Annotated in this window: 23 protein-coding genes; 12 read left to right on the top strand and 11 right to left on the bottom strand. The window is 74.0% G+C overall.

Annotated elements, in window-relative coordinates:
* Both HCJ92_RS05890 and aztA read right to left on the bottom strand, forming a co-directional pair.
* On the bottom strand, nucleotides 1–614 hold a 614-nt coding region (locus tag HCJ92_RS05890; RefSeq protein ID WP_167932358.1), incomplete at its 3' end, for an MFS transporter.
* A gap of 224 nt (nucleotides 615–838) precedes the next feature.
* The gene (gene aztA / locus HCJ92_RS05885) at nucleotides 839–1,573 is read right to left on the bottom strand and encodes a zinc ABC transporter ATP-binding protein AztA (protein ID WP_167932357.1); all 735 of its coding nucleotides are present in this window, start codon (nucleotides 1,571–1,573) and stop codon (nucleotides 839–841) included.
* A gap of 51 nt (nucleotides 1,574–1,624) precedes the next feature.
* Between aztA and aztB the strand changes: the two genes are divergently transcribed.
* The 4 genes from aztB to aztD all read left to right on the top strand — a co-directional run bounded on the left by aztB (nucleotide 1,625) and on the right by aztD (nucleotide 6,116).
* Nucleotides 1,625–2,512 carry a zinc ABC transporter permease AztB gene (gene aztB, locus HCJ92_RS05880; RefSeq protein ID WP_167932356.1) on the top strand — a complete coding sequence of 296 codons (888 nt, stop codon included), beginning with the start codon at nucleotides 1,625–1,627 and terminating at the stop codon, nucleotides 2,510–2,512.
* On the top strand, nucleotides 2,509–3,759 hold the full coding sequence (locus HCJ92_RS05875; RefSeq protein WP_167932355.1) for a hypothetical protein: 1,251 nt from the start codon (nucleotides 2,509–2,511) through the stop codon (nucleotides 3,757–3,759). Before aztB ends, HCJ92_RS05875 begins: the two co-directional genes overlap by 4 nt.
* Nucleotides 3,756–4,715, top strand: a complete 960-nt coding sequence (gene aztC / locus HCJ92_RS05870) for a zinc ABC transporter substrate-binding protein AztC (RefSeq protein ID WP_167932354.1) — start codon at nucleotides 3,756–3,758, stop codon at nucleotides 4,713–4,715. Before HCJ92_RS05875 ends, aztC begins: the two co-directional genes overlap by 4 nt.
* 186 nt (nucleotides 4,716–4,901) lie before the next feature.
* On the top strand, nucleotides 4,902–6,116 hold the full coding sequence (aztD, locus tag HCJ92_RS05865) for a zinc metallochaperone AztD (protein ID WP_167932353.1): 1,215 nt from the start codon (nucleotides 4,902–4,904) through the stop codon (nucleotides 6,114–6,116).
* 99 nt (nucleotides 6,117–6,215) lie between these two features.
* Here aztD and kdgD read toward each other — a convergent pair whose 3' ends face one another.
* Nucleotides 6,216–7,136 carry a 5-dehydro-4-deoxyglucarate dehydratase gene (kdgD, locus tag HCJ92_RS05860; RefSeq protein WP_167932352.1) on the bottom strand — a complete coding sequence of 307 codons (921 nt, stop codon included), beginning with the start codon at nucleotides 7,134–7,136 and terminating at the stop codon, nucleotides 6,216–6,218.
* Between the two features lie 99 nt (nucleotides 7,137–7,235).
* Nucleotides 7,236–8,408 (bottom strand): L-talarate/galactarate dehydratase, encoded by a 1,173-nt coding sequence (locus tag HCJ92_RS05855; RefSeq protein WP_167932351.1) that lies wholly within the window; start codon nucleotides 8,406–8,408, stop codon nucleotides 7,236–7,238.
* Between the two features lie 216 nt (nucleotides 8,409–8,624).
* On the opposite strand from HCJ92_RS05855, the gene HCJ92_RS05850 reads away from it, so the two are divergent.
* Nucleotides 8,625–9,500, top strand: a complete 876-nt coding sequence (locus HCJ92_RS05850) for a LysR substrate-binding domain-containing protein (protein ID WP_167932350.1) — start codon at nucleotides 8,625–8,627, stop codon at nucleotides 9,498–9,500.
* Between the two features lie 40 nt (nucleotides 9,501–9,540).
* Here HCJ92_RS05850 and HCJ92_RS05845 read toward each other — a convergent pair whose 3' ends face one another.
* From HCJ92_RS05845 to HCJ92_RS05835, 3 genes are all read right to left on the bottom strand, one after another.
* Entirely contained in the window at nucleotides 9,541–9,825 is a 285-nt protein-coding gene (locus HCJ92_RS05845; protein WP_167932349.1) for a hypothetical protein, read from the bottom strand.
* A gap of 143 nt (nucleotides 9,826–9,968) precedes the next feature.
* Complete coding sequence (locus tag HCJ92_RS05840) at nucleotides 9,969–10,199, bottom strand: hypothetical protein (RefSeq protein ID WP_167932348.1); 231 nt, start codon at nucleotides 10,197–10,199, stop codon at nucleotides 9,969–9,971.
* A 248-nt stretch (nucleotides 10,200–10,447) separates the two neighbouring features.
* The gene (locus HCJ92_RS05835; protein WP_167932347.1) at nucleotides 10,448–11,992 is read right to left on the bottom strand and encodes an MDR family MFS transporter; all 1,545 of its coding nucleotides are present in this window, start codon (nucleotides 11,990–11,992) and stop codon (nucleotides 10,448–10,450) included.
* Nucleotides 11,993–12,155: 163 nt separating this feature from the next.
* Here HCJ92_RS05835 and HCJ92_RS05830 point away from each other — a divergent pair, with 163 nt between their 5' ends.
* Nucleotides 12,156–12,875, top strand: a complete 720-nt coding sequence (locus HCJ92_RS05830) for a TetR/AcrR family transcriptional regulator (RefSeq protein ID WP_167932346.1) — start codon at nucleotides 12,156–12,158, stop codon at nucleotides 12,873–12,875.
* Between the two features lie 280 nt (nucleotides 12,876–13,155).
* Nucleotides 13,156–13,803, top strand: coding sequence for an antibiotic biosynthesis monooxygenase (locus HCJ92_RS05825; RefSeq protein WP_167932345.1), 648 nt, complete (start codon nucleotides 13,156–13,158; stop codon nucleotides 13,801–13,803).
* Nucleotides 13,804–13,983: 180 nt separating this feature from the next.
* Here HCJ92_RS05825 and HCJ92_RS05820 read toward each other — a convergent pair whose 3' ends face one another.
* A complete protein-coding gene (locus tag HCJ92_RS05820) occupies nucleotides 13,984–15,477 on the bottom strand; it encodes a PepSY domain-containing protein (protein WP_167932344.1) in 1,494 nt (497 codons plus the stop codon).
* A 226-nt stretch (nucleotides 15,478–15,703) separates the two neighbouring features.
* Between HCJ92_RS05820 and HCJ92_RS05815 the strand changes: the two genes are divergently transcribed.
* Together HCJ92_RS05815 and HCJ92_RS05810 are read left to right on the top strand one after the other, a co-directional pair.
* Nucleotides 15,704–16,309 (top strand): hypothetical protein, encoded by a 606-nt coding sequence (locus HCJ92_RS05815; RefSeq protein ID WP_167932343.1) that lies wholly within the window; start codon nucleotides 15,704–15,706, stop codon nucleotides 16,307–16,309.
* A gap of 118 nt (nucleotides 16,310–16,427) precedes the next feature.
* Nucleotides 16,428–17,135 (top strand): sigma-70 family RNA polymerase sigma factor, encoded by a 708-nt coding sequence (locus HCJ92_RS05810; protein ID WP_167932342.1) that lies wholly within the window; start codon nucleotides 16,428–16,430, stop codon nucleotides 17,133–17,135.
* Nucleotides 17,136–17,191: 56 nt separating this feature from the next.
* On the opposite strand, the gene HCJ92_RS05805 is transcribed toward HCJ92_RS05810, so the two are convergent.
* A complete protein-coding gene (locus HCJ92_RS05805) occupies nucleotides 17,192–18,379 on the bottom strand; it encodes a sensor histidine kinase (protein WP_167932341.1) in 1,188 nt (395 codons plus the stop codon).
* Nucleotides 18,380–18,672: 293 nt separating this feature from the next.
* Here HCJ92_RS05805 and HCJ92_RS25305 point away from each other — a divergent pair, with 293 nt between their 5' ends.
* Together HCJ92_RS25305 and HCJ92_RS05795 are read left to right on the top strand one after the other, a co-directional pair.
* Entirely contained in the window at nucleotides 18,673–18,993 is a 321-nt protein-coding gene (locus HCJ92_RS25305) for an STAS domain-containing protein (RefSeq protein WP_167932340.1), read from the top strand.
* Nucleotides 18,994–19,233: 240 nt separating this feature from the next.
* On the top strand, nucleotides 19,234–20,202 hold the full coding sequence (locus HCJ92_RS05795) for a helix-turn-helix transcriptional regulator (RefSeq protein WP_338054039.1): 969 nt from the start codon (nucleotides 19,234–19,236) through the stop codon (nucleotides 20,200–20,202).
* A gap of 236 nt (nucleotides 20,203–20,438) precedes the next feature.
* On the opposite strand, the gene HCJ92_RS05790 is transcribed toward HCJ92_RS05795, so the two are convergent.
* Nucleotides 20,439–20,651, bottom strand: coding sequence for a DUF397 domain-containing protein (locus HCJ92_RS05790; protein ID WP_167932339.1), 213 nt, complete (start codon nucleotides 20,649–20,651; stop codon nucleotides 20,439–20,441).
* Nucleotides 20,648–21,499 carry a helix-turn-helix domain-containing protein gene (locus HCJ92_RS05785; protein WP_167932338.1) on the bottom strand — a complete coding sequence of 284 codons (852 nt, stop codon included), beginning with the start codon at nucleotides 21,497–21,499 and terminating at the stop codon, nucleotides 20,648–20,650. Before HCJ92_RS05785 ends, HCJ92_RS05790 begins: the two co-directional genes overlap by 4 nt.
* Before the next feature lie 432 nt (nucleotides 21,500–21,931).
* On the opposite strand from HCJ92_RS05785, the gene HCJ92_RS05780 reads away from it, so the two are divergent.
* Complete coding sequence (locus HCJ92_RS05780; protein ID WP_167932337.1) at nucleotides 21,932–22,339, top strand: hypothetical protein; 408 nt, start codon at nucleotides 21,932–21,934, stop codon at nucleotides 22,337–22,339.
* The last annotated feature ends 53 nt before the right edge of the window (nucleotides 22,340–22,392 follow it).

The raw sequence follows: 22,392 nt of genomic DNA, 5'->3' as shown, positions 1-22,392 counted from the left end.
GCGGCGGCCCCCGGCACCGGAGGCGGCTCGGCGGGCGGCGTCGCACGCACGGCGGCGTAGGGACCGCGGCGGACCACGGCGCAGGCGAAGGCGGCCGTCACCAGGCTCGCCACCGCGGCCACGGTGAAGGCGCGGCTCCAGCCGATGCCGTGGAGGAGGGCGAGGAAGGGTACCGCGGAGAGCGCCTGGCCGGTCTGGCCGAGGAAGGTGGTGACCTGGGTGAGGACGGGCACCCGGGCGGCGGGGAACCACTGCGGTATGAGCCCGAGCACGGAGACGAACACCAGGGCGTCGCCCATGCCGACCAGGACGCGGGCGATCGCGGCGAGCGCGAAGGAGTCGGAGAAGGCGAGCGTGCCCTGCCCGAGGAAGAGCAGCAGGCCGCTGGTGGTGAGCGCCGCTCGCGCTCCCCACCGGTCGACGGCGATGCCCGCGGGCACCTGCCCGGCGGCGTAGACGACGACCTGGAGCAGGACGAACGCGGAGAGCGCGGCGGCGCCCACGCCGAGCTGGTCGGCGGCCTCCAGTCCGGCGACGCCGAGTGAGGTGCGGTGGAACACCGCCATGACGTAGGCCAGGAGCGCGGCGAGCCAGACGGCGTAACCGGCCCTCACCGCGGGCGCCGGGGTGCCGTGTCCGGGAGGCCGCGGCCGGGGTGGCGGTCGGGACCGGTGCGAGGTGGGGCGGCGGCGGGCGTTTCCGTTCTCCTGGACATGCCATCCACTCTTCCAGGTCGTCGGCGGCCGTCAGGCCGTCGGCGGCGTGAGGAGGACCACTTCGGGCAGGTCGGCGGCGGTGCGGGGAGCGGTCGACGGCTCGACCGCGGGTACGGACGGTTTCAGCCGTCGAGCCAGAGCGCGGTAAGGGTGTCGGCGGTGAGGGCGGTGCGGGGCGGCCCGTCCGCGTGGAGGCGGCCCTCGCGGAGCAGGAGGACGTGGTCGGCGCGGCGGGCGGCGGCGAGGTCGTGGGTCGCCTGGACGACGGTGACGCCCTCGACCGCGAGGTCGCGCAGCAGTTCGTCGATCCCGGCGCGGGCGTCGGCGTCGAGTCCGGTGCCGGGTTCGTCGAGCAGCAGCAGGTCGGAGCGCTGGGCCAGTGCCTGCGCGATGAGAGCGCGGCGGTGCTGCCCCCCGGAGAGCTCGCTGAGCTGGCGGTCGGCCAGACCGCGGATGCCGAGGCGTTCCATGGCGGCGTCGACGGCGGCGTGGTCGCTGCGGTTCAGGCGTCGCCAGGGTCCGCGTTCGGCCCAGCGCCCCATGGCGACGGTGCGCCGGACGGTCAGCGGCAGCGCCTCGGCGGCGGTGCCGCGCTGGGGGACGAACGCGGGTCGGCTGCCGTCCGGTTGACGGACCGTGCCGGCGGTGGGCCGGAGCACTCCCGCGAGGACGGAGAGCAGGGTCGACTTCCCCGATCCGTTGGGTCCGACCAGTGCGGTGGTGGCGCCGCCGGGGACGGTGGCGGTGACGTCGTGCAGCACGGCACGCCGGGCGTATCCGGCGTGGAGTCCGGAGATCTCGACGCGGGCGGGGCGGGTCGTCGGCGCGGTGGTGGCGGAGGCGGGTGTCGTGGCCATGCGGGGACCCCTCTTGTAATCGATAATCATTTTCATTGTATTGTGCCGGGCATGGAGTGGTTGACCGCCCCCTTCGAGGTGGCCTTCGTACAACGCGCGCTGCTCGGCGGCGTGCTGGTGTCACTGATCTGCGCGCTGGCCGGCACCTGGGTGGTGCTGCGCGGCATGGCCTTCCTCGGCGACGCGATGGCGCACGGGCTGCTGCCCGGTGTCGCGATCGCCGCGCTGCTCGGGGGGAGCCCCCTGGTCGGGGCCGCCGCGAGCGCCACCGTGATGGCCGCGGGTGTCACCGGGCTCGCCCGGGTGCGGCGGCTCTCCCGCGACACCGGGATCGGGCTGCTCTTCGTCGGCATGCTCGCCCTGGGTGTGATCGTGGTCTCGCGGTCCCAGTCCTTCGCCGTGGACCTGACCGGTTTCCTCTTCGGTGACGTCCTCGCGGTGCGGGAGCGCGACCTGGTGCACCTGGCCGTCGCGCTGGCGGTGGCCGCGATCGCGGCGGCAGCCGGGCACCGCGCCTTCCTCGCCCTGGCCTTCGACGAACGGACCGCGCACACGCTGGGGCTCCGGCCCCGCCTCGCGCACGCCGCCCTGCTGGGGTTGCTGACCCTGGCGATCGTCGCCTCCTTCCACATCGTCGGCACGCTGCTGGTGCTGGGGCTGCTGATCGCGCCCCCCGCGGCGGCGCTCCCCTGGGCGCGGGGTGTCGGCACGGTGATGGCCGGGGCCGCGGCGCTCGGCGTCGGCGCGACCTTCCTGGGCCTGCTCCTCTCCTGGCATCTCGGCACCGCCGCCGGTGCCACCGTGGCGGCGGTCGCCGTCGCGCAGTTCTTCGTCTCCGTCTCCGTCTCGGCCGTCCGCGACCGGCTGGTCCGCCCGACGTCCGTGACCGGGACCGACTCCTCCACCCCCCGATCCGCCGCTGTGAGGCAGCCCGCATGACATCCACCGACCGTTCCCCCCGACGCCGGTGCGCAGCGGCAGCCGCCGTCGCGTTGACCGCGCTGCTGGCCGCCGGCTGCGCCGGCGAGGACACCACCGATCCCCCCGAGGAGACCGCCGCGACCGAGGAGCAGCCCCACGGCTACGTCGAGGGCGCCGAGGAGACAGCGGAGCAGCAGACCCGGCTGCTGCTCGCCGACCCGTCCACGGGCGAGGCCGGCGTGCTGGACCTGATATCCGAGGAGTTCCACCCGCTGGGAGCGGTGGACGGCCTGACGGGTGTCACCGGCGACGGCCGCTTCGTCCACCTCCACACCGCCGACGGCGCCGCGCTGGTGGACACCGGCGCGTGGACCACCGACCACGGCGACCACGTCCACCACTACCGGGCGGCGGTACGCGAGTTCGGCGAGCTGCCGGGCGACGGGCCCCTCGCGGTGCGTGCCGACGCCGGGGTCCTGGTCACCACGGCGGAGGACGGCGGCGCCCGGGTGCTGCCGCGTCGTCCGCTGGAGGAGCACGACGCGACGGAGCTGCCGGAGGCGCGGCAGCTCGACGGACGGTTCGCCGCGCCGGTGGTGCCGTTCCGCGAGCACCTGGTGGCGCTGGACGCCACCGGCGGCGAGCCCGTCGTGACGGTCCTCTCCCGGGAGGGCGACGAGACCGCCCGGCTGGACGCCGCCTGCGAGGAGCCCCGCGGCGACGCGGTGACCCGCCGCGGCGTGGTGCTGGGCTGCGCGGACGGCGCACTGCTGGTCACCGAGGCGGAGGGCGGGTTCGCCGTCGAGGAGATCCCCTACCCCGGGGGGACCGACGCCGCCGACCGTGCCGAATCGTTCCACCACCGCGCCGGTTCCAACGCGGTGGCCGCGCTCGCCGGGCCGGAGGCCGTCTGGTTGCTGGACCTGACGGAGCGCGACTGGCGGCGGGTCGAGACCGGGCCGGTGGTGGCCGCCACCACCGCCGGGGAGGAGGGCCCGCTGCTGGCGCTCTCCGACGACGGCGCCCTCTCCTCCTACGACACCGCCGACGGCTCGCTGCTGGCGACCGGCGAACCGCTGACGTCACCGGCGACCGGCGGGGCGGACGCCCCGGCGCCGGTCGTTGAGATCACCGCCTCCCGGGCCTACGTCAACGACGCCGCCTCGGGGACGGTGTACGAGATCGACCACAACGACGGTCTCCGGGTGGCCCGTTCGTTCGGCGTCGGCCCGACGCCGGCCCTGATGGCGGAGGCGGGACGATGACGCGCGGAACCACCGGTACCCGGCGCCGGCACCTGCTCGCGGCGGTCCTGACGGCGGCGGTCCTGGGCGCCACGGCCGCCGGGTGCGGCGCGCCCGGCGAGGAACGGCCCCGGGTGGTCGTCACCACCAACATCCTCGGTGACGTCACCCGCGAGGTGATCGGCGACGAGGCGGAGGTCACCGTGCTGATGCGCGCGGGCGCCGATCCGCACTCCTTCGGCCTCTCCGCCGTGGAGGCGGCGATGCTGGAGGAGGCCGACCTCGTCGTCCACAACGGCATGGGGCTGGAGGAGAACGTCGTCCGCCATGTCGAGGCCGCCGCCGGCGCCGGTGTCGCGACCGTCGCCGTCGGGGAGGCCGCCGACCCGCTGCCCTACCGCGGCGAGGACGGGTCGGGCGCGCCCGACCCGCACTTCTGGACCGACCCCGACCGGATGCGGACCGCCACCGCCGTCATCACCGAGCAGGTGCTGGAGCACGTCCCCGACGTGGACGCCGACACGATCCGCGCCAACGCCGAGAGCTACGACGCGGAACTGGCCGAGCTCACCGAGGAGATGACCGATGCCTTCGGCGCCATCCCCGAGGAGGACCGCAAGCTCGTCACCAACCACCACGTCTTCGGGTACCTCGCCGAGCGCTTCGACTTCGAGGTCATCGGCGCCATCGTGCCGGGCGGGACCACGCTCGCCTCGCCCAGCTCCTCCGACCTGGCCTCGCTCACCGAGGCCATGCGGCAGGCGGGGGTGCGGGCCGTCTTCGCCGACTCCTCGCAGCCGGACCGGCTCGCCCAGGTGCTCCGCGAGGAGCTGGGCGGCACGGTCGAGGTCGTCCCGCTCTTCACCGAGTCCCTCACCGAACCCGGCGAGGGGGCGGGCACCTACCTGGAGATGATGCGCGCCAACACCGCCGCCATCACCGACGGCCTCACCCGGACCGGCACCGGCACCGGCTGACCGACCGAGCGGGCACCGACCACTCCCCCGCTCCGACCACCGACACCCACGGCCGGCCGACAGGCCGGTCCGAGCACCCGCGCGTCCACCGACGCCGCCACCGGCGGCGGACGGCGCCCTCCCCTGCGCCGACGCGCCCACCACACCTGCCGCGGGACCCCGCGGCCGTCCGAGAGGAAACCCACCGTGAACACCACCCCACGCCGTCGCGCCGTACCGGCTGTCGCTCTGACCGCCCTGACCGCGCTGCTGCTGTCGGCCTGCGGCAGCGGCGAGGACGACGCGGCCCCCGCGGCCGACGACTCCTCCACCGGCGAGGAGACCGCCTCGCCGGTCACCGACGCGGTCACGGAGCCGCTGGTCGCCACCTTCGACGGCGGCCTGCTCGTCCTGGACGGCGAGACCCTGGACGTCGCCGCCGAGATCGAGCTCGACGGCTTCAACCGCCTCAACCCCGCCGGTGACGACCGGCACGTCATGGTCTCCACCTCGGCGGGCTTCCGGGTGCTGGACGCCACCACCGGGGAGTTCACCGGGACGGAGTTCCCCGGCGAGGCCCCCGGCCACGTCGTGCGGCACGCGGACAAGGCCGTGCTGTTCTTCGACGGCACCGGCGAGGTCATCGTCTTCGACCCGGCCGAGCTGGCCGACGGCGACCCCGAGCCCAGCCGCACCTACACCTCCGAGGAGCCGCACCACGGCGTCGCCGTCGAACTCGCCAACGGCGAACTGCTGACCACCCTCGGCGACCCCGAGTCCCGTGTCGGCGCCATGGTGCTCGACGCGGACGGCGAGGAGCTCGCCCGCAACGAGGACTGCCCCGGCGTCCACGGCGAGGCGGCGGCGCAGGACGAGGCGCTCGTCGTCGGCTGCCAGGACGGGCTGCTGCTCTACAAGGACGGCGAGTTCACCAAGATCGACAGCCCGGACGACTACGGGCGCATCGGCAACCAGGCGGGCAGCGACGCCTCCCCGGTGGTGCTCGGCGACTACAAGAGCGACCCCGACGCCGAACTGGAGCGCCCGGAGCGCGTGGCGCTGGTGGACACCACCACCGGCGACCTGCGACTGGTCGACCTCGGCACCAGCTACACCTTCCGCTCGCTGGGCCGCGGCCCGGCCGGCGAGGCCCTGGTGCTCGGCACCGACGGCGCGCTGCACGTGATCGACCCGGAGTCCGGCGAGGTCACCGACTCCGTCGCCGTGGTCGACTCCTGGGAGGAGCCGCTCGACTGGCAGCAGCCTCGCCCGGCGCTGTTCGTCCGCGGCGGCACCGCCTACGTGACCGAGCCGGCCACCGAGGAACTGCACGCGGTGGACCTGGCCTCGGGCGAGGTCACCGCGTCGGTGACGCTGCCGGCAGCCGCCAACGAGCTGACCGGCGTGGTCGCCGGTCACTGACCCGCGACGGTGGCCCCCCTTCCGGGCGGGGCCACCGGGAACGCCCGTGGCCCGGACCCGCTGAGCGGGTCGTTCGCGCCGGGGGCGCGGGACGGCGGGTCAGGCCGCCTTGGGCAGCTTGCCGACCAGTGCGGTCAGCTCGGCCAGCTCGGCCTCGGTGAGGTCCGTGAGCGGCGGCCGGACCGGGCCGGCGGTGCGGCCGACGGCGGTCAGTCCTGCCTTGACGATGCTCACCGCGTAGCCGGCCTCCCGGTTGCGGATCTCCGTGTAGGGCAGTACGAACTCCCGCAGGTGGCTCAGGACGGTGTCGTGGCGGCGCTCACGGACGGCGGTGTAGAAGTCGAGCGCGAACTCCGGCAGGAAGTTGAAGATCGCCGAGGAGTAGGTGGTGACGCCCAGCTCCAGGTAGGGCAGGGCGAACAGCTCCGCGGTGGGCAGACCGCCGATGTAGGTGAAGCGCTCGCCGAGGCGGGCGTAGATGCGGGTCATCGCCTCGATGTCGCCGCGGCCGTCCTTGTACCCGACGAGGTTGGGGCAGCTCTCCGCCAACCGCTCCAGGGTGTCCGGCGCGTAGACCGCGTTGGCGCGGGAGTAGACGACAACGCCCAGGTTCGTCGCCTTGCAGACGGCCTCGACGTGGTCCGCCAGGCCGTTCTGGCCGGCCTCTGTGAGGTAGGGCGGGAACAGCAGGATGCCGTCGGCGCCGGCGCGCTCGGCGGACTGCGCCAGCTCGATCGCGGTGCGGGTGCCATAGCCGGCCGGCGCCAGGATCGGGGTGCCGGCGGGCGCCGCGTCGACGGCGGCGGTGGTGACCTGCTCCACCTCGGCCGGGGTGAGGGAGAAGAACTCACCGGTGCCGCCGGCGGCGAACAGCCCGCCGACCTCGTACTGGCCGAGGTGGGCGACGTGCTCCTTGTAGGCGGCCTCGTCGAAGCTCAGGTCCTCGCGGAAGTGGGTGACGGGGAAGGACAGCAGGCCGGAGCCGATGCGGCGGGCGAGCTCGTCGGGGGCCAGGGTCATGGCGGGGTGCTCCTCGGGAGTCGGAGGTCGGAACAGAGGCGGGTGCGAAGCGGGGGGGCGCCGTGCGGTGCCGGGCGCCGTTGCGGCAGGGACCGCGGGTCAGCGGCGGACGCCGACCTCGTGGGTCTCGGTCGTCCAGGCGCGCGCCTGGTCGGTGAGGGTGACGCCGAGACCGGGGCGGGACGGGACCCACATGCGGCCGTCGCGGGTCTCCAGCCGCTCGTTGAACAGCGGCTCCAGCCAGTCGAAGTGCTCGACCCACGGCTCACTGGAGTAGGCGGCCGCAAGGTGGAGGTGGATCTCCATGGCGAAGTGCGGCGCCAGCTGCAGGTTGTGGTGCTCGGCGAGGGTGGCGAGCTTGAGGAACTGGGTGATGCCGCCGATGCGCGGTGCGTCGGGCTGGATGATGTCGGCCGCGTCGTGGCGGATGAGCTCGTAGTGCTCCGCGACGCTGGCCAGCATCTCGCCGGTGGCGATCGGGGTGTCCAGGGAGGCGGCGAGCGCGGCGTGGCCCTTGGCGTCGTAGGCGTCGAGGGGCTCCTCGATCCAGACGAGGCCGAACTCCTCCAGCGCGCGGCCCATCCGCTGGGCGGTGGGCCGGTCCCACTGCTGGTTGGCGTCCACCATCAGCGGCGCGTTGTCCCCGATGTGCTCGCGGACGGCGCTCACCCGGGCGAGGTCGACGCCGGCCTCCGGGTGGCCGACCTTGATCTTGATGCCGCCGATCCCGTTCTCCAGGGTGGCGGTGGCGTTCTCCAGCACCTCCTCGATCGGGGTGTGGAGGAAGCCGCCGGAGGTGTTGTAGCAGCGCACCGAGTCCCGGTGGGCGCCGAGCAGCTTGGCCAGCGGCAGCCCGGCGCGCTTGGCCTTGAGGTCCCACAGCGCGATGTCGAAGGCGGCGACGGCCTGGGTGGCGAGGCCGCTGCGGCCGACCGAGGCGCCGGCCCAGACGAGCTTGGTCCACAGCTTCCCGATGTCGCTCGGGTCCTCCCCCACCAGCACCGGGGCGATCTCCCGGGCGTGGGCGAACTGTCCGGGGCCGCCGGCGCGCTTGGAGTAGCTGAAGCCGATGCCCTCGTGCCCCTCCTCGGTGCCGAGCTCCACGAAAAGGAAGGCGACCTCCGTCATGGGCTTCTGGCGGCCGGTGAGGACCTTGGCGTCGCTGATGGGGGTGGCCAGCGGCAGCTGGACCGAGGAGAGCCTGATCCAGGCGATGCGGTCGAGGGTCGCCTCGCCGACGACCTGGGCGGCGTTGGTGGGAGTGAGCGTCATGGTCACCACTTCGGTCCGTGCGGTGGCGTGCGGCCCCGGGAGCGGTGGCGACCCGGCCGGACGGCGATGCCGCCGACGTGCGGGGGCCGACCGCGGAACGGGGCGCGCCGCGGGGCTTGTCCCCGAACCTAGGTCCGGGTGATGATCCACGTCCAACATTGTTTTTGCATGCGGTGATACCCACCCGGCATCACGGTGGCCCTCCCGGAGGTGGTCGTGTTCACGCTCGCGCAGCTCACGGGGTTCGTCGCCGTCGCGGAGGAGCTGCACTTCACGCGCGCCGCGGAGCGGCTGCGGATGACGCAGCCGCCGCTCAGCCGCCAGATACAGCAGCTGGAGCAGAGCCTGGGGGTGCGGCTGCTGGAGCGCACCAACCGCTCAGTACGGCTGACCCCGGCGGGCCGCGCTTTCCTCAGCGAGGCGAGGCGGGTCCTGCGGCAGGCGGAGCACGCCACCGTCGCGGTCCGGCAGGTCGCGACCGGGCAGGGCGGGAGGCTGGCCGTCGGCTTCACCGCGGCGAGCGCCCACGCCGGGCTGGGCGACCTGCTCGGGGTGGCGCGGCGGGCGATGCCCGACGCGGAGGTGGCGCTGCGCGAGCTGGTGACCCGCGACCAGCTGGAGGCGCTCGCCGAGGGGGCGCTGGACCTGGGCATGGTCCGCCCCACCGCGATAGGGACCGACCTGCGGAGTCGGCCCGCCGCACGGGAGGCGCTGCTGGCGGCGGTCCCGCTGGCCCATCCGCTGGCGGAGGGCGAGGGGCCGTTGGGCGTGGCCGACTTCCACGGCCAGGAGGTCCTGATGTACTCGCCGGTCGAGGCGCGCTACTTCCACGAGCTGCTGATCAGCCTCTTCCGCGCGGCTCGGGTCGCGCCGGTCTTCACCCAGTACCTCAGCCAGGTGCACAGCATCCTCGCGCTGGTGGACGCCGGGTGGGGGGTCGCCCTGGTCCCGGAGTCGGCGCGCCGGATGCGGTTCGCCGGGGTGAGGTTCCTGCCGCTCGACCTGCCGGACCCCCGGCCCGTGGAGCTGGCGCTGGTGTGGCGTGCCGCCAACGACAACCCCGCGCTGCACGCGCTGCTGCGGCAGTTGTGAGGCGGCAGGCGTGAACGCCGCCGCTGGGCGGGGCGGGCGCTCAGTCCGTGAGGGAGGCCCCGGAGGCGCCGTCCACCCCGGCGACGGCCGCGGCGTCCTCCGCGGCGCACAGCCAGAAGTCGATGCCGTCGCGGTGGAAGAACGGCGCCGCCGACAGCACCGCGAGGTGGGCGGCGACGAGCGTGGCGGCCACCGCGGGCAGCGAGGCGAACGGTCCGCCGGCGGTGACCACCACCCACAGGCACAGGCCGAGGGCGAGCAGTCCGGCGCCCCACATCAGCAGCCGGAGGCGTCGCACCCTGCGTCGGGGGCGTCGAGTGGTCATGGCGTCCTCCTCGCGCGGCGGCCGGTGGACGTCACCGACACCCGGGGGACGCCCGCCGGAGCCTTTCGGTTCCGGGGCCGGGCATGGCGAAGGCCCGGTCCCGCGGCGGGCGTTGCCGCGGGGCCGGGCCTGAACGCGTGGGGTCAGCGCTTCCAGTTGATGTAGCCCGCGCCCTCGTTCTCGTACTCGAACGAGGTGATCTCGGTGATGCCCCAGGGGCCACCGATGTTCTTGTAGGTGAAGCCCTCGAGCTCGGTTTCGTAGGCGTAGCCGGCCTTGAGGTGACCGTGGTCACCGGCGAAGGCGGTACCGGCGGAGCCGGCGAGGGCGGCGACGGCGAAGGTGCCGGCCACGACTGCGGAGCGAAGACGCATGAGAGAGACCTCCATGGTGTACGGAAAGGTACGAGGGCAACACTTCCCGTGACGGCGGCCGTTCGCAACCTCCTCTCGCGGTACGACACCCGAACGGAGGTCAGTCTCTGGGCGGTTCGGCGGAACCGCGGCGTGTCGGGCCGGTCTCGGCGGGGTCCGGCCGGCCCGGGGCGAGGACGCGCACCGACGGCCGCCCGCTCCCCGCGCGGGGTGCGGACGGCCGTCGTGAGGCGGATGGAGGCGGCGCGTCAGTCGGCGGCGCCGACCCGGGCCGTCTCGGGCTCGCCGCCGGGGGCGGCGGCCTTCTCGGCGAGGGGCGGCGGGGTGGGCGGGGCCGGGGGTTTGCGGACCAGGAACGAGGCAGCCGCTCCGATCGCCGCGAGTCCGGCGCCGATGAGGAAGGCGCCGTGGATGCCGTCGGCGAGCGCGGCGACCGGGCCGTTGCCCTCGTCGGCGGAGGCCGCGGTGCCGCGCGTCATCATCGTCACGAAGAGCGCGGTGCCGGCGGCGCCGGCGAGCTGCTGGAGCGTGCTGACGATGGCGCTGCCGTGGGAGTACAGCGAGGGCTCCAGCGAGCCGAGCGCCGAGGTCATCAGCGGGGTCATCATGAAGCCCAGCGAGACGCAGAGGAAGACGTGGATCGCCACCACCGTGGCCGGCGAGGAGCCGGCGCCGAGGGTGGTCATGGCGACCAGCGCGGCGGTCATGCCGAACGCTCCGGGGATCACCAACGGCCGGGGACCGTGGCGGTCGAACAGCCTGCCGACGAGCGGCGCGATGAGTCCCATGGTGAGCCCGCCGGGAAGCAGGATCAGCCCGGTGTCCAGCGTGGAGAGGTTCAGCACGCTCTGCAGGTAGATCGGCAGCAGGATGAGCGAGCCGAAGAGCGCGCCCATGCACAGCACCATCATCAGCACGCCCACCGCGAAGGTCCGCTGGGTGAAGGTACGCAGGTCCAGCAGGGCGCGGTCGACGCGCTGGAGCACGGTCTGCCGCAGCACGAACAGGACGAGCGCGGCAACACCGACGCCCACGGGGAGCAGCGGCGGCACCGGCACCTCGCCGTCGGCCGCCTTCCCGATGCTGCTGAGGCCGTAGATCAGCCCGCCGAAGGCGAGGGCGGAGAGCAGGATCGAGAGGACGTCGAACCGCACCGCCCGTGGGGTGGTGATGTTGCGGACGAGCACCGCGCCGAGCGCGAGGCTCAGCAGCGCCACCGGCACGACCACCAGGAACAGCCAGCGCCAGGAGAGCACCGAGAGGATCAGACCGGAGAAGGTGGGGCCGATCGCCGGGGCCACCGCGATGACGATGGAGATGAGCCCCATGGTCCGGCCGCGGCGCGAGACCGGCACGAAGTTGAGGACCGTGGTCATCAGCAGCGGGATCATGAGCGCGGTGCCGGTCGCCTGGGTGATGCGGCCGAAGAGCAGCACCTCGAACCCGGGCGCCGAGGCGGCGATGATCGTGCCGACGTTGAAGAGCCCCATGGCCGTCAGGAAGACGGTGCGGGTCGAGAACCGCTGGAGGACCAGTCCGGTGGTCGGGATGACGACCGCCATGGTCAGCAGGAACCCGGTGGTGAGCCACTGCGCGGTGGCGGCGGTGATGTCGAGGTCCTCCATGAGTCGCGGCAGCGCGACCGACATGATGGTCTCGTTCAGGATGACGACGAATGCCGAGACGACCAGCAGGGCGATGACGGTCTTGATCTCGCGGGGTATCGCGTCGTCCTGCGGCTTCGTTTCCGGCGCGTCGGGGCCGGCGACGGGAGCGCCGCTGTCAGCGGACATGCGGAGGGCCTTTCCGGGTGTGCGTGCGGTGCGTCTGCGCCGGCCGGACGGCCGGCGGCGCGGTGGCTCTCCCGGGGTCCCGTGGGACCGACGCGGGGGCGGATGACACCCTACGCGAATCGTGTCACCAGGTGCCACACAATTCACTTGCTACCATCGCCCCATGCCAGGACAGCCCACCGGTCTGCGTGAACTGACGCGCCGCACCGTGCGTTCCCGCATCGCCGAGGTGGCCGAGGAGATGTTCGCCACCGAGGGGTTCGAGGCGACGACGGTCGAGGCGATCGCCGAACGCGTCGGCATGTCCAAGCGGAGCTTCTTCCGCTACTTCGCCAGCAAGGAGGACGTGGTCCTCCATCCGTACGAGCGGCTCGGCGAGCGCTTCGAGGAGCGGCTGCTGGCCCGCCCGGCGGCGGAGGACGACTGGGAGGCGCTGCGCCGCACCTTCGACCTCGCGGTCCGGGAGTTCGAGGACCCGGGGGACCGCGCCCGGGGCGCGGCGCTCCAGCGGATCGTGCAGGGCAGCCCGACGCTGCTGGCCGCCTACCTCGAACAGATGGAGCGCCTCCAGCAGCGGCTGACCGTGGGGGTGCGCCACCGTCGGCGGACGGGATGCGTCCCGCCCGGCCCGGAGGAGATGCTGCTCTGCGCCCTGGTCGGCTCCGCGCTGTGCTGCCTCCAGACGGCGATCTCGCACGCGGTCCGCGGCCCGGACCCGGCGGACGTGGGCGACCGGCTGGACGCGGTGATGGCCGCGCTGCGTCCCGCCTCGCTGCCCGCCGCCGCCCCGCCGCCCGTGGAGCCGGCCGGCGGGGTGCCGGGCGAGGCGGCGGACGGGGTGGACCCGGTCGGCGACCGGGTGCCCTGCGACTGCCTGGCCTGAGCCCGCACCGCACCGCCGCGCGCCTGCGTGGTCGAGTTCGCGGGTCCTCCAGGGTTGCCTCGGAGCTGTCCGGAGTCGGCGTGCGGTATCGAGCGCCGAGGCGACCACCGGCGCTGTCGAGAAGCATCGGGCACAGCTGCGTGCCGTTACCGCGGCCCGGCGTCCTGACGTCCACCGGCGGAGCGTCATCGCTTCGGCAACTCGGTTGCCGAGCCCCGTCTTGACCTCGACCGCGCTTGACCTTCCATGCTGAAGCACACGACGACCCCAGGAGGTTCGTGTGCTTCAGTCACCCGATCCGGCCCGACCCGACGCCGGGACCACGCTGATCAGCGAGTGGATCGTGGATACGCCTGACCGGCAGGACCGGGCGGGCCGTGCCCTGCTCGGGGAGTGGGGCGAGCTGTCGGCCAGGTTCCGCCCCCAGGCCTTCCTGCGGCTCAGCTGCTTCGCAAGCGCGGACGGGCGTGTGCTGCTCAACGTCGCGCAGTGGACCAGCGACGACGCCCACCTGGCCTTCGTCCGCGAACACCGGGCTGGGATGGTCGACCGCATCGACCGCGAGATCCCGGGGATCCGCCGCCCCGGGCCGATCCGTTACCGGTTGACGCACACCGTAGAGCCGGCCGGCGCGGGCGACGACACGACCGACGTGGTCGTCGCGCGCACCGAGGGCGGGTCGGCGTCCGATGCCGTGCGATGGGCCGAGCTCACCGCCGCGCGGCTGCGGGCGGCTCCGCCCGCCGGCATGGGCACCGCGCACCTGTTCGTGAGCGAAGACAGCGCGCGTGGCCTGCTCTACGCGCCAGTGACACAGGCGAGCGACATCGCCGGCGGGCGACGGCACCGGCTGCTCGGTGCCGTCGCGGGGCCGAGTGCCGGTGTGGACGGCGCCGGACCGTCGGGCGGGGGGCAGGGCGTGCCGTGATCCACTTCTCCCGCTCGGCCTGCCAGGGTCGCCTGCCGCCGCGGCACGTGTCGACGGTCCCGCGCGCGCAGCGCCCACGACGGACCGCGCTGCCACCGCGGCAGGAAGACTGCCGACCGGGCAGGTAACGGCTTCACCGGCGTCCGGGTGCGCGGCGGCGCACACCCGGACGCCGCTCGCTCAGGCGACGGGCGGGGCCGTCGCTCCGGTCTCCCGGCGTCGGCGAGCCCGTAGGCCGAGCAGCGCGTCGACGGCGAGGAAGACCAGCAGGGAGATCCCGAGGAGTGGGACGAACCAGCCGATCAGCAGGGTGACCACCGCGCCCGGGAGCAGCACGGCCAGTGGCACCCGGCGCCACGCACCGCGGGCCGGGGGACGGCCCCAGCCGCGGGGCTCGCGGGTGGGGCGCCGCTGCCACCACATCCGGTAGCCCATGACGGCAACCGCGATCAGGGCACCGGTCAGCGCGATCAGCGCCAGCTGGTTGGGCAGGCCGAACAGCAGCCCCATGTGGCCGTCGACGCCGACCCGGGCGAGCTTGGCGGCCAGCGGCCAGTCGTCGAACCGCACGGTGTCGGTGACGACCGCGCTGGCGCTGTCCACGGCGACGGCATCGTGGCGGATCGGCCAGTCGGGCTTGATCTCCTTGACGACGTAGGCGGCGCCGGGCTCGGTGGGGTAGACGATCTCGACCGGGGCGCGGAGCCCCTGCCCCTCGGCCGCCTGGCGCGCCAGTTCGGGGCCGATGTCGGGGGCGTCGCTCCCGGCGTCCGTCTCCTGGCCGGCATCGCCGCCGTGGTCGCCGTGCCCGCCATGGTCCCCGTGCCCGCCGTGGTCCCCGTGGTCACCGGCGCCGCCGCCGTCCGGCGTGGTGGCCACGGTCGGCGTCTGCCAGCTGAGCGACGCGCGGAGGTCGGTGACGTTGGAACCGGCGTACTGGGACCAGGTCAGGCCGGTCGCGGCGAGGGCCATCAGCCCCACGGAGATCCACAGTCCGACGACGCCGTGCCAGGTGAGCGTCGCCCGGCGACCCCGCAGCCCGCGTTCGGGAAGCAGCGTGCGGCGCAGCCGGTCGGACTCCCGGCGGCGGCCGACCCACAGCACGATCCCGCCGGCGGCGACGACCACCAGCCAGCTGGCTGCGAGTTCGCTGTAGAGGCGTCCGAAGTCGCCGAGGTGGAGGCCGCGGTGCATCTCGTCGATCCACCAGCGGACGGGCAGCGCCCCGGAACCGCCGTAGACCTCCAGGGCGCCGAGCACGTCGGCGGTGTAGGGGTCGACGAAGACGCCGAGGCGGTGCGAGGGCCCGAGGTCGGGCATGGTCAGCAGCACCCGGGTGGTGTCGCCCGGTTCGGCGCCGGGGCGGATGCCACTGATGGCGCCGTCGGGGTACTCCGCCCGCGCCGCGGCGACCTGTTCGTCGACGGAGAGCACCCGCTCCCCCACCGGCACGCGCAGGTGGTCCGCGTAGATGACCCGTTCCGCGGGGACGGCAGCGGCGTAGAGCATGCCGGTGAGGGCGGCGATGACGAGGAAGGGGGCTATGAGGAGCCCGGCGTAGAAGTGGAGACGGAGCACCAGGGCCCGGAATCCGGAGCGGGAGCGCCGTCTGGTGCCGGAACGCTCGGGCGGGGGCTCTTCACCGACCTCGCGCAGGTGGGGGGTTGCTGACACGGCCTGACTCCTTCAACTCCGCGCGAGCCGACTGGTTCTGCTCGACGCGTCGTCGGTGGTGGTCGGTCGCGAACAGGTGTACGTTCCCACGACTGGTGTTCTGTGGCGCAGATCACACTCCCTGGCGTGACGGGGCGCTCCCGGCGGCGGGCGGAGCGCGACCGGTTCAGTTTTCGGCACTCGGGAGGTTGAGTCGGCGGCGGGATGTGGGGAGCATGTCCGCATCATGCGACCGGGACGGGCACTGCGCGGCATCAGGGCGGCGACCTTCGCCGCCGTCTGCGTGGTGCTCGCGGGGGTGGGCCACGCCCACGGTGGTGCGGCGGTCCCCCTCGCGCTCGTGTGCGCGGTGCTGCCGGCGCTCACGGTGGTCGCCTGGGCCCTGGCGGGCCGCCGCAGGGGGCCGTGGGCCGTCACCTGCGCGGCCGTCGCCACCCAGGCGGGGCTGCATCTGCTGTTCGCGGTCGGCGCCCCCGGTCACGGTTCGCCGGTCGAGGCGGCGTCCCATCACGGGACGGCGGCTCATCCGCCGGGCGCACACGACGCGGCGGTCGGCGGCCCGCTGGAGCTCTCGCTCACCATGGTGGCGGCGCACCTGCTGGCGGCCGTGGTCTCCGGATGGTGGCTGGCACAGGGCGAGCGGGCGGTGTTCGGACTGGTCGCGCACACCGGTGCGCGACTGACGGTGTTCTGCCGTCCGCGGGCCCCGCTCCCCGTGCTCCCCCGCCCGCTCGGCTCCCGGACGCCCATCGCGGTGCGGCCGAGGCCCACCCGGCTGCTGCTGCACTCCCTGATCTCACGCGGCCCACCCCGCGCGCGGGCTGTCGTCTGACGACAGCGGGCACCACCCGGCGCGGTCGCCGCGCCGGCGGGCCTGGCCGCACCCGCGGCCCGGCGGTTCCCCCGTGTCCGCCCCGAGGGCCGGACACCCCGACCGTGACGAGGTCCCCGTGAGCACCCCCACTCCGCTCCAGCCTGCCCCCGCACCGGTTTCCCCCAGCCTCCCCCACTCCCGCCGGAGCCGTCGCCCCGGCGCCCCTGCGACCCGGCCGTCCGCCCCGCGCGAGGCGGGCGACCGCACCGAGATCGCGCTGCGCGCGGCGCGATCCGGTGCCACGGAGGACGTCGCGCGGTTCGTCGCCGCGTTCGAGCCGGACGTCCGCCGGTACATCACCTTCCTCCGTCCCGACACCGACGGGGTCGACGACCTCACCCAGGAGACGCTGCTGCGGGCCATCGCGAGCCTGCCCCGGTTCGAGGGGCGGTCCTCCGCCCGGACCTGGCTGCTGTCCATCGCCCGGCGGACCGTCGTCGACAGCGTGCGCCAGGCGTCGGCCCGACCCCGGTTCACCGATGTGCCGGACTGGCGGCAGGTCGCCGAGCACAGGCAGTGCGCGGGGGCCCTTCCCGGGTTCGAGGAGGGCGTGGCCCTGCGCGAACTGCTCGAACTGATCCCGGCCGAGCGCCGCGAGGCGTTCGTCCTCACCCAGCTCCTGGGGTTGCCCTACGACCGGGCGGCGGCGGTCTGCGACTGCCCGGTCGGTACCGTCCGGTCCCGCGTGGCGCGCGCCCGCGCCGAGCTGCTGCGGTTGCTGACGGCCGCCGAGGCGGCGGCGCCGGTCTGCGCGGTCGGGAAGGCCCGGGAGCGCGCGGACTGACGGCCGTGCGGCGCGCCTTCCCCGGCGGTGGTCGCGTGACCGCCGCGGGGGCGGCCTCAGCGTCCGCGCGCCCGGAGCGGAAGCTCGGCGCGGACGCTCCAGCCGCCCCGCTCGCGCGGCCCGGAGGTCAACGTGCCCCCGGCCGCCGCGACCCGTTCGGTCAGCCCCATGAGCCCGAAGCCGCCGCCGCTCCCGGCGGGGGCGCCGTCGTCGGTGGCGTTGTCGGTGGCGGCGGCGTCGTCGGTGACCTCGACCACGAGCCGGTCGGGTGAGTCGGCCGCGCGGTCCACCGCCACCCCGACGTGGCGCGCGCCCCTCGCGTACTTCCGCGCGTTGGTCAGTGCCTCGCGGACGACGCGGTGGGCGACGCCCGCGATCTCCGCCGGGACCTCCCGGGCGCCGAGGCCACTGCCGATGTGCAGGGTCGCCAGCACTCCTCCCGCCGAGAACTCGTCGGTCAGCTCCCGCAGCGCCGCCAGCTCCGCGGGGGCGGGCCCGGCCGGGGCCGCGGTGTCCCGCAGGTGGGAGACCATGGCGCGCATCGACCCCAGCGCCTGGGAGCCGGCGTCCTCGATCTCGGCGAGCATGCGGTCGATCGCCTCCGGCGACTGCGACTCGGCGGTGAACCGCGCGGCGCGGGTACGGGCGACGATGGCGGTCACATGGTGGGCGACGAAGTCGTGCAGGTCGCGGGCGTACTCGATCCGCTGCGCCTGGAGCACAGCCTCCCGCTGGCGGGCCCGCAGCGCGTCGTAGAGGCGCAGGCAGAGCCCGAGGACGACGACCAGCGGCATGACCAGCACCAGTACCAGCAGCAGGATCTCGATCCTGCCGTCGCCCCAGTCCTGCAACCGCAGCGGCATGAGCACGACCGCGGCGGCCACCCCGGCCATCAGCGCGGTGGCGCGAGCCGGTCGGAGCTGCCGCACCACGCGGACCCCCAGGCAGAGCAGCAGCAGCAGCTCGGTCATGCCGGGGGTGTTGTCCGCGCGGTTCTGCAACCCGCCCGCCACGAGGGTCACCGCGCCGGAGACGAGCACAGCACCGGTGGCCGCCCGCGCGAGGTGGTAGCGGGGCACGAGCAACGCCCCCAGCACGCCGGCCCCGGCGGCCAGGTAGCCGACGCGCACCGCCCAGGCAGGTGGGTTCGCCGCCTCCAGGAACAGCAGCACGAGCAGAAGCGCGACCGCGGGGGCGATCAGGGCGTGACGCAGGCGGAGACGGGCGCGCAGGGACCGGATCATGCCCGGGAGGTTACGCCACCGCACCTTGCGGCCTGGCCCTGCCCGAAGCGCTCTCGGTACGGACCGGTTTCGGTTCCCGGATAGTGCGGCCCTCCACTGTTCGTCTGAGGTGCTGCCGAACGGCCGGGGTCTTCGTGATGATGGATGGTCAAGGCCGCACCGGCATCACCGCTCCGCTGCCGCGTTACCACCGCGCAGCGACACCGGGACGCAGGTCCCGTCCACGGTCCGGTGCCGTGCAGGGGGCCGCGAGCGGGCCCCGTGCCAACTGGTCTTGCATTACAGGAGGCACTGTGTCACTACCAGCACCCGCCGGGTCGACCACCGACGTCGCCCGGCTGCCGTTCGACGGCGAACTGGACATGGACAGCGTCCCGGGCGTGAGAGCGCGGGCCGCCGAGCTCAGGGCGAGCGGCGCGAGCCGTCTCGTCCTCGACGTGCGGCGCGTCACCTTCGCCGATTCCACCGCTGTCAACCTGCTTCTCCAACTGCGGCAGAACGGCCCCTTCACACTGCGCGGCCCTCTGCCGGAGCAGCTCTTCCGACTGCTCGACCTCACGGGCACCCTGCCGATGTTCGAGATCGACGAACACGGGTCCACGGACACCGCCTGACCTGACCGGCCACTCCACCGCACCCCGAGATCCCCAGCCCCGCCCCGGCGCCTGCCACAGGTGCCGGGGCGGGGCGCTTTCGCGCGCGACACCGCGGCGTGCCCGGCTCAGGGGCCTTCCCCACCTCGGCCGCCGACGCGACCGCTCGGTGCGTCGACGCACCGTTCGTCCCGGACAGACAGGCGTACGACCAACGAGGACGGGCAGGCGCGCTGTGCGAGGAAGACACGGAGGAACATCGTGGTGGAGACCCTGCGCTTCGACAGCGACGACCTGGAGCAGACCGAGGCATTCATGTCACGGGCGTACACGCCGATGCGGATCAGCGGCAGTCCACGCGACACCCGGGCCACAGTCGTCCGCTCGGCGGCGGAAGGGATCAGCCTCGACGAGCTGTCCCTCGGGTACACCATGGCGTACGACGCCGGCGTGCTGAACAGAGTCACGCTGCTGACCATCCACTCCGGCAGCGTGGTGGACACCACCGGTGGCCGCGAGGAGGTGTACGGGCCGGGCGAGACCTTCCTGATCACGCAGCCCGACGAGCCGTACACCGGCGAGGTGCGAGCGGCCCGCTACACCGTCGCGATGTTCGACCCCGCCCTGCTGACCGAGGTGGCGGACCTCGGCGCGGGTTCGCGGGGCCCGGTCCGCATCACCGGCAACCGGGCGGTCGACGCGGCGGCGAACCGGCGGCTGGGGGCGACCCTCGCCTATCTGCGCGACAACGTCCTCACCACGGCCGAGGACAACAGCCTGGTCGTCGCCACCGCGGTGCGGCACCTGGCCGCGGTCACCCTCCACTCGTTGCCGACCACGCTGTCGGGTGAACAACCCCACCGGCTGGACAGCCGCGACGCCAACAGCGACACCCTGCGCAGGGCGATGACGTACATCGACGAGAACGCCCACCGCGACATCGGCCTGAAGGAGATCGCCGCGGCCTCGTTCGTGACGCCGCGCGCCGCGCAGTACGCGTTCAGCCGCCACGCGGGGACCACACCGCTCGGCTACCTGCGGCGGGTCCGACTGGCCGGCGCCCACGCCGCGCTGCGGGCGGCGGGCCCGGAGGCCAGCGTCACCTCGGTCGCCGCGACATGGGGGTTCCCGCACCCCGGCCGCTTCGCCGCCGTCTACCGGAGCGTCTACGGCGTCCCGCCCTCGACGACCCTCTACGGCTCCGACATCCCGACGACCGCCGCCGACTGACGCCCGGCTCGGTCGGCCGGTCGGCTGCGGGCCCCGGCAGTGGTGCGGGAGCGCGACACGAGCGGGCGCCGGACTCCGTCCGATGGGCGGGCGTGGCTGCCGGCGTCCCCTGAGCGGGCCGCGAGACGACGCAACAGGGTGAGGCGGGCGACGTATGAGGCCGACGACGGGGCACCACCGCCCTCGGGCCGCCGAAGCGGCGGGCGGTGGCGCCCCGTCGGGCGAACCGTTCGGCCTCAGCCGCGCAGTTCGCCGGAGCTGACCCCGGTGACGAACGCGGCGAAGGCGGCGGGCGAGACCGTTATGGCCGGTCCCGAGCTCTGCTTGGAATCGCGCACGGGGACGGTACCGGTGGCGGACACCGCGTCCGGGGCCCACTCGACACACGTGCCACCGTTGCCGCTGTAGGAGGACTTGACCCAGGTGAGGGGGGAAGAACCGGTCGTCATGAGGTTCCCTTTCGAGCTTGGTGGATCATCTCCACCGACGCTGCCTGCGACAGCGCTTCGGCTTGCAGCCGATGGTATGTCCTCACCAGGGGCACCACGGAAGCCAGCTCCCGGTCCAAGTGCCCCTGGGTTTCCGACTCCACGTAGGAGACCACGGCGCGGTCGGGCAACGTCAGGAGGTTGACCGATCGGTTGAAGGACCGCCGCTCCCCCATCTCGTACGGCGCGATCTGGAGCACGGTGTGCGGCAGTTCGGCGAACGCGACCAGGTGGTCCAGTTGGGCCTCCATTGCCGTGGCGCTCCCGATCGGCCGCCGGATGCAACTCTCGTCCGGGACCGCGAATATCATCGGCGGGTTGTGCCGCTCCAGCGCGGCCTGCCGCTCCACGAGGGCCTGCACCCGCTCGGCGGCCTGATCCGCCGTGATCGCGCCGCACCGGACGCTGTTCGACTCGATGGCGCTCGCGTACTCCCGGGTCTGGAGAACTCCCGGAATCACCCCCACCTCGAACAGTCGGACCTCCGTCGCCCGCGCCTCCTGGTGCAGGTACTCGGGGAAACCTTCGAGAAGTACCCCGTGGCGGATTTCGCCCCACTCCCGCACGAAGGACTCGGCTGTTCCGTCGAGCTTGAGCACGACGTCCACTGCCGTCGAGAACTGACGGGTCGGCGGCTTCCGCGCGGTTTCGACGGCGGAGATGTGTCGCCCCGAGTAGCCGATCTCCGCCGCCAGTTCGTCCTGTTTCCACCCCCGTCGTTCGCGCACGCTACGCAGTCGCGCTCCGTACGCCGCTTCCGGCCCCGCCTCCGGATTCAGCTGCTTGCGATTGACCAACGTGTCCTCCATCGCTGCAACGTTGAAGACTCCCCGACCCTAGGCCAATCTCGACCTCGGTGGTAGTTGCACCGTCACAGAGAGGAGCTGCCGTGTGTGCCGGAGAGACCTCCCACGGCGCCCGCCCGCCGCACGACCCGCCCCACGTGCCCCGACCGAAAGCCGAGTTACCCGACTCCGACGCGATCGCAACCCTCCGGACACTACGCCGCATAGCGGCCGACCTGCGGCGGAGCATCGACACTCACTTCGAGGAGCTGGGGAAGCGATGAGCGCGACGCGCCCGGTCGACAGATACGGGCCCGCCATCGGCGGGCTGCCGGTGACTCACGGGCGACTGTGCGAACCCGCAATGGAAAATCCCCACCGGGGTGACGGCGCCGCCGCCGCGATGACGCCGCCGGCCGGACCGCGTCGCGACTGCCTCCGAAGCGGGGCCGCACCGTGACCGGCCACGGTCACGTGGACGGCTACTGGGCGGAGGCCGTCGTCCGGTCGCCCGACGCCGGCGGGGAGTGGTACCTCTCGGGCACCTGGACGGACACTCCGGAGGAGGCCGTCGCCTGGCTCCACCGCGAGGCGGAGAAGCTGGCAGCCGTCCTGGAGTCTGTCGAGGGCGAGCAGAGCCGGCACGCGCGCAGCTACGCCACCCCGGTCGCCGCCGTCTTCCGCGAATGGACCCGCGACGCGTCGTTCCGCGCCGTGCAGTGCGCGGCCCTGGCAGCGGGGCGCCGCGTCAGCGCCAACGCTCGTGGCCCCGACCGCATCTGCGGTGCGGACGACGTCGAGGTCCTCTACTCCCTCTCCGCCCGTCCGATCCTGCGTCCGACCCCGCCCCCGCCATGGCGGTGACGGCCGTCCCCAGCCGGTGCACCGAAGCCGCCGAGCACAGGGCCGTCCGGGCC

This window comes from Streptomyces spiramenti (genome assembly GCF_012034385.1).
GTDB classification, from domain to species: Bacteria; Actinomycetota; Actinomycetes; order Streptomycetales; family Streptomycetaceae; genus Streptomyces; species Streptomyces spiramenti.
The sequence above is the reverse complement of the archived record's forward strand: the minus strand, read 5'-3'. Positions and strand labels throughout refer to the sequence as shown.